The sequence below is a fragment of the Lactococcus sp. DD01 genome (assembly GCF_001578715.1).
In the GTDB taxonomy this organism is placed as follows: Bacteria; Bacillota; Bacilli; order Lactobacillales; family Streptococcaceae; genus Lactococcus; species Lactococcus petauri.
Window position 1 is genome coordinate 412,136 of record NZ_KQ968939.1, and the last position, 6,213, is coordinate 418,348.

The window sequence follows — 6,213 nt, forward strand, 5'->3', positions numbered from 1 at the left end:
ACAAAGAAGTCTTTAATCGCCTTTTTGTTCTTGTGCCACTTTTGGAAATTTTAGAGCCTGGTTTCTCATACGAGCAACAAGTGAAACAAGCTATTGAAAAGCTCAAGGATACTGAACAAGAAATAGTAGAAATTCCGACGGAAAAACCTGCTAGAAAACGTATTGAGCTTGCTGTACGAGAAATTCTCTCAGCTGTTGGTGAAAATCCTGAACGGGAAGGACTCTTAGAAACGCCAGAACGTGTAGCTAAAATGTATGAAGAAATTCTCTCTTCACAAAAATTAACGCAATTTGAGGAGTATAAACTCTTTAAAATTGAAAAAACAGACCAGGATCAAACTATCTTAATCAAGGACATTCCCTTTTACTCGATGTGCGAACATCACATGTTGCCTTTCTTTGGTAAGGCAAACGTAGCCTATATCCCTAAAGATGGCAATATTATTGGCTTAAGCAAGATACCGCGCTTGGTCAACTACGTTTCGCATAAACTTTCAGTACAAGAGAACATTACGCGAGACATAGCGGAAATCTTAAATGATATCTTAGAGCCAAAAGGGGTTGCGGTTGTTGTCGAAGCGCGTCATATGTGTGTGGAAATGCGCGGTGTTAAAAAAGGAAATTCCCAAACAAAAACCTCTTTCTTCATGGGTGAATTTGAAGAAAGCAGAGAAACACGTCTCGAATTTTTAGAAAGCTTGAATTAAAATGAAAATCATTGAAAAAAACACAGATTGTTTTTCTCTGAAGCACATCTCTATCTGTTTTACTGAGATGAGCAGCCAAGAAAAAGCTAAATTGGATAATCTTTTGTACCGTGTAAGAGCAAAAGTTCTCGTAGACAATCATGATTTGCTAACTTTTTTAACGATTTATGAATTGGCGGATTTGATTAAGGCTTGGCCGACATCTCAGGAAAAATTGGATTTGGAGCGCATTTTTAAACGTCATCAGATTATTTGGTCAGGACAGAATTTCTCTTTTGATTTGACTTTGGATCCGATTGTTTATTCTATTGTCAATGTTACACCAGATTCATTCTATGATGGGGCAGAAGAAAATCTCAATTTGGATTTTATCCTACAACGAGTAGAACAGGATTTACAAGAGGGGGCACAAGTCATTGAACTTGGAGGAAAGTCTTCTCGTCCAGGTTACGCAGATATTTCGCCAGAAGAAGAATGGCAACGTCTCGCTCAGCCCTTGCAGAGTATTTGTAAGGCATTTCCGGAAGCAGTTATCGCTATAGACACTGATGAAGCCTATGTTATGCAGCGTGTACTAGATGCAGGTGCAGATATTATTAATGATATTGATGGTTTTGATACACCTGAAAAACTACAGTTGATGCAAGAATATCAACCGGCTTTGGTTGCTATGAATAATGGTCGAGCAGGTATGCATTACGCAGATAATGTTTATCAAGAACTGCCAGTCTATTTTACAGAGAAACAGAAAGAATTAAATCAATTTGACATTGCGAATGCACAAATATGTGTAGACCCAGGCGTTGGTTTTTCAGGCGGAGCAACAGGAATTGACTCTTTACAGCGCCTAAAAACGACTGAACTATTGACTAGCCTAGGTTTGCCGGTGATGGTCGCAATCTCTCGTAAATCTTTCATGACCAATCTTATGAATATGGAAGTAGATGAGCGTCTTTTATCAACATTGATTCTTGAAAATCAAATGATGATGGATGGTGGGCGTGTCCTACGTGTACATGATGTTGCAGCAACCCGACGTTTAATTGATAATTTTAAAATATACCAAAAATACTAATGTATAATGATTTGATTCGTGAACTTTCTGTTTTAGAAAGTTCTAAAAAACAAGAACAGGTAATTGCTCTTTTACGCAATAAAAAAGGACTTGAGGGAAAACAGAATCCGGATTTGCAACTATCAGCATCTGCTGTCGTTTTTAAAGAGGAGAAAATGTATTTTATTGAGCATCCCTACCAAAAAGAACTCTTGCTGCCTGCTGGACATGTCGAAGAAGGGGAAAAACCCTACGAGACGGCAAAGCGTGAATTCCATGAAGAAACAGGTCTGACAGCTGATACACCACGTCTTATAGATGTGAATCTTATTAATATTCCCTATAATGCAGTTAAGGAAGAAAAAGCTCATCAGCACATTGATTTTCGTTATCTCCTTAAATTGCGGGATGAGCCTTCTGAACTGGCAGAGTTGCCTGTTTTTTTGCTTTCCAAAACAGAGGCACCTGAGGAATTTAAAAAGTATTTTCTAGAAGGGAAAACAAGCCTAACATGACTATCGAAACAGCACTAGAATGGATACATTCTCGTCTTAAATTTAATATCCGTCCAGGATTGACACGAATTGAAGCCTTGCTCAAATGGCTTGGAAACCCTGAAAAAGAGTTATCAATGATTCATGTTGCTGGTACAAATGGTAAAGGTTCAACTGTTGCTTTTACCAGAGGTATTCTGGAGCAGTTGGACTTGACTGTAGCTACTTTTACCAGTCCTTTTATTGCGACTTTTGGCGAACGGATGGCGATTAATGGTCATCCTATTCCTGATGACAAACTTATCATGTATGTTGAGCAACTAAAACCATTCGTAGAAGAAATGGATAAGGATGAAAGCCTTGCTGGCATCACAGAATTTGAAATTATTACCGCTCTGGCTTTTCGCTATTTTGCAGACGAACACGTTGATGTAGCTTTGATAGAAGTAGGCTTAGGGGGACTTTTAGATAGTACTAATGTCATTCAACCTGTAGCAACTGCAATTACAACAATTGGGATGGACCATATGGATATCTTAGGGGATACCCTAGAAAAGATAGCTGCCCAAAAGGCAGGAATCATTAAGCCGAATACACCCTTGGTGACAGGGAAAATAGCAGACGAAGCTCTAGCTGTTATTGCGCAAACAGCTCAAAAAAATCAAGCGCAGCATTATCAATACGGTATTGATTATCAGGTAGAAATCCTTGAAAATGAGCGATTTAATTACAAGGATGATGAAATTCACTTGCTCAACTTGGAAAAAGCCTTACTTGGTCTTCATCAAATAGATAATGCAGCACTTGCTGTTAAACTTACTATGGTTTACGCGCAGAAAGTAGGATTATCACTTTCAGAAGAAGCAATCAGAAAGGGGATAAAAAGAACTTTCTGGCCAGCGCGCATGGAAGAAATCAGCCGAGCTCCTTTAACACTACTTGATGGGGCGCATAATGTACATGCCATGCAACGACTCTTGGAAAACTTAAAAAATGAATTTTCAGGTCGTAAGATTACGATTCTCTTTTCAGCTCTGGTTACAAAAGACATTCCTGAAATGATTAAAATGTTGCAAACTGTTGATAATTCTGAGCTTATTTTGACAACTTTTGATTATCCGAAAGCTTTAAAATTAGAAGATTTTACTTACTTAAAAAAAGAAAATGTAGCATTGGCTGAAGATTGGAAGAGTACATATTCAGCATTAAAAGCAAATCTACAGAAAGACGATGTACTTTTAATGACCGGTTCTTTGTATTTCATGTCTCAAATTAGGGCATACATCTTAGAGTCAGATCAATAAAAAAACAGTCCTTGATGGACTTTAGGAGGAAGAAAACTGTGATTGTTTTAGCAGGAACAATAGGAGCTGGAAAATCAAGCTTAGCAAAAGCTTTAGGGGAGCATCTTGGAACAGATGTTTACTATGAGGCAGTAGATAATAATCCGGTTCTTGATTTGTATTATCAAGATCCAAAAAAGTATGCTTTTTTGTTACAAATCTATTTTTTGAACAAGCGTTTTGAATCAATCAAAATGGCTTATACTCAAGAGAATAATGTCCTTGACCGGTCAATTTTTGAAGACGAACTTTTCCTAACTCTAAACTATAAAAATGGCAATGTTACCAAAACAGAGTTAGAAATCTATCAGAACTTGCTCAGTAATATGCTCGAGGAAATGGAAGGAATGCCTAAAAAGCGGCCTGACTTACTTGTTTATATTGATGTGAGCTTTGAAACAATGCTTTCCCGTATTGCGCAACGTGGCCGCAGTTTTGAACAGATTGACGATCAGCCTGAATTAAAATCATATTATCATCAAGTTCATGAAGAATACCCGACCTGGTATGAAAATTATGATGTGTCACCTAAAATACAGATTAATGGAGACGCACTTGACTTCGTAAATAATGCAGAAGACCTCGAAAAGGTACTTACAGAAATAGATAAAGCATTATTCAAATTACAATTAAAGTAAATCGGAAGATTTATTTTTTTTATTTAATAAAAACTATACCAATTGATGATTTATTATTCTTGACAAATACAAAACATTGTATTATCATATTCTTATTGACGAAAAATAAAGAAAAAGCTAACTATACCAATTAGCTTATGGAGAAATTAATATGTGTGGTATCGTAGGAGTTGTCGGAAATCTTAATGCAACAGACATTCTAATGCAAGGTCTTGAAAAACTTGAATACCGTGGTTATGATTCAGCAGGAATCTTTGTTGCTGATAGTACCGGACAAGCGAATCTTGTAAAATCTGTAGGTCGCATTGCAGATTTAGAGGCAAAAACAGGTGATAACGTTACAGGATCAACAGGGATTGGTCATACACGTTGGGCGACCCATGGTAAACCAACTGAAGATAACGCGCATCCTCATACTTCTACTTCAGGACGTTTCGTTTTAGTACATAATGGTGTAATTGAAAACTTCTCCGAAATCAGAGAAGAATATCTCGCTAAAGATACATTTAAAGGTCAAACAGACACAGAAGTTGCTGTCCATCTCATCGCTAAGTTTGCAGAAGAAGAAGGACTTTCTGTACTTGAAGCATTTAAAAAAGCACTCTCTATTATTGAAGGTTCTTATGCTTTTGCTCTTATGGATGCTGAAGATGCTGATGTAGTCTATGTTGCGAAAAATAAATCTCCTTTACTTATCGGCTTGGGAGACGGCTACAATATGGTGTGTTCTGATGCCATGGCGATGATTCGTGAAACATCTGAATTTATGGAAATTCATGACAAAGAACTGGTTATCTTAACTAAAGATAAGGCTGAAGTCATGGATTATGAAGGAAATAAGATTGAGCGCCAAAGCTACACAGCAGAACTTGATCTTTCTGACATTGGTAAAGGAACATATCCTTACTACATGCTCAAAGAAATTGATGAACAACCAACAGTAATGCGTAAATTGGTCTCAACTTATGCCGATCAAGACGGACAATTAACTGTTGATACGGATATTGTTAAAGCAGTTCAAGAAGCAGATCGCATTTATATTATTGCGGCAGGAACGTCACTTCATGCAGGTTATGCTTCAAAACAAATCCTTGAAGAGCTGACAAATACACCAGTTGAGCTTGGCGTGGCTTCTGAGTGGGGTTACGGTATGCCATTATTGAGTAAAAATCCTTTGTTCATCTTCCTTTCACAATCTGGTGAAACAGCAGATAGTCGTCAGGTATTGGTAAAAGTAAATGAACTTGGTCATCCAAGTTTAACAGTTACAAATGTTCCTGGTTCTACATTGTCACGTGAAGCAACATACACAATGTTAATTGGTGCTGGACCTGAGATTTCGGTTGCTTCTACAAAAGCTTATACTGGACAAATTGCAACCCTCGCTTTCTTAGCAAAAGCTGTAGGTGATGCAGACCAAAATCCTAAGTCGCTTTCTTTTGACTTGGTTAAAGAAATTTCACTCGTGGCTCAATCTATTGAAGCTACATTGTCAGAAAAGGACTTGATTTCCGACGTAGTAGCTAAGCTTTTACCAGAAGCACGAAATGCTTTCTATATTGGTCGCAAGCAAGACTACTTTGTCTCTATGGAAGCCAGCTTGAAATTAAAAGAGATTTCATATATCCAATGTGAAGGCTTTGCTGCTGGAGAACTCAAACACGGAACAATTTCTTTAATTGAAAATGGTACACCTGTTATTGCACTGATTTCAAATAACGAGGAAGTTGCAGCACACACCCGTGGAAACGTTATGGAAACAGTGGCACGTGGGGCTTCAGCAATTACGATTGTCGAAGAAGCTGTAGCGCGTGAAGATGATGATATCGTTACCAATAACGTTCATCCTTATCTTTCAGCGATATCAATGGTGGTACCCACACAGCTTATCGCTTACTACGCAACTGTCCAACGTGGATTGGATGTTGATAAACCTCGAAACCTCGCAAAGGCAGTGACTGTTGAATAATAAAAAAG

6 protein-coding genes are annotated in these 6,213 nt (G+C 37.8%); all 6 read left to right on the plus strand.

Features of this window, described 5'->3' with window-relative positions:
- On the plus strand, positions 1 to 707 hold a 707-nt coding region (gene folE, locus LACDD01_RS02080; RefSeq protein ID WP_061413055.1), incomplete at its 5' end, for a GTP cyclohydrolase I FolE.
- A gap of 1 nt (position 708) precedes the next feature.
- Positions 709 to 1,782 (plus strand): dihydropteroate synthase, encoded by a 1,074-nt coding sequence (folP, locus tag LACDD01_RS02085; RefSeq protein ID WP_061413056.1) that lies wholly within the window; start codon positions 709 to 711, stop codon positions 1,780 to 1,782.
- Positions 1,782 to 2,276: an NUDIX domain-containing protein gene (locus tag LACDD01_RS02090; RefSeq protein ID WP_061413057.1), complete on the plus strand. Its 495-nt coding sequence runs from the start codon at positions 1,782 to 1,784 to the stop codon at positions 2,274 to 2,276. The genes folP and LACDD01_RS02090 overlap by 1 nt, the downstream gene beginning before the upstream one ends.
- Positions 2,273 to 3,559: a bifunctional folylpolyglutamate synthase/dihydrofolate synthase gene (locus LACDD01_RS02095; protein WP_061413058.1), complete on the plus strand. Its 1,287-nt coding sequence runs from the start codon at positions 2,273 to 2,275 to the stop codon at positions 3,557 to 3,559. The genes LACDD01_RS02090 and LACDD01_RS02095 overlap by 4 nt, the downstream gene beginning before the upstream one ends.
- A gap of 38 nt (positions 3,560 to 3,597) precedes the next feature.
- Complete coding sequence (locus tag LACDD01_RS02100) at positions 3,598 to 4,236, plus strand: deoxynucleoside kinase (protein ID WP_061413059.1); 639 nt, start codon at positions 3,598 to 3,600, stop codon at positions 4,234 to 4,236.
- Positions 4,237 to 4,387: 151 nt separating this feature from the next.
- A complete protein-coding gene (gene glmS, locus LACDD01_RS02105; RefSeq protein ID WP_061413060.1) occupies positions 4,388 to 6,205 on the plus strand; it encodes a glutamine--fructose-6-phosphate transaminase (isomerizing) in 1,818 nt (605 codons plus the stop codon).
- Positions 6,206 to 6,213: the final 8 nt, after the last annotated feature.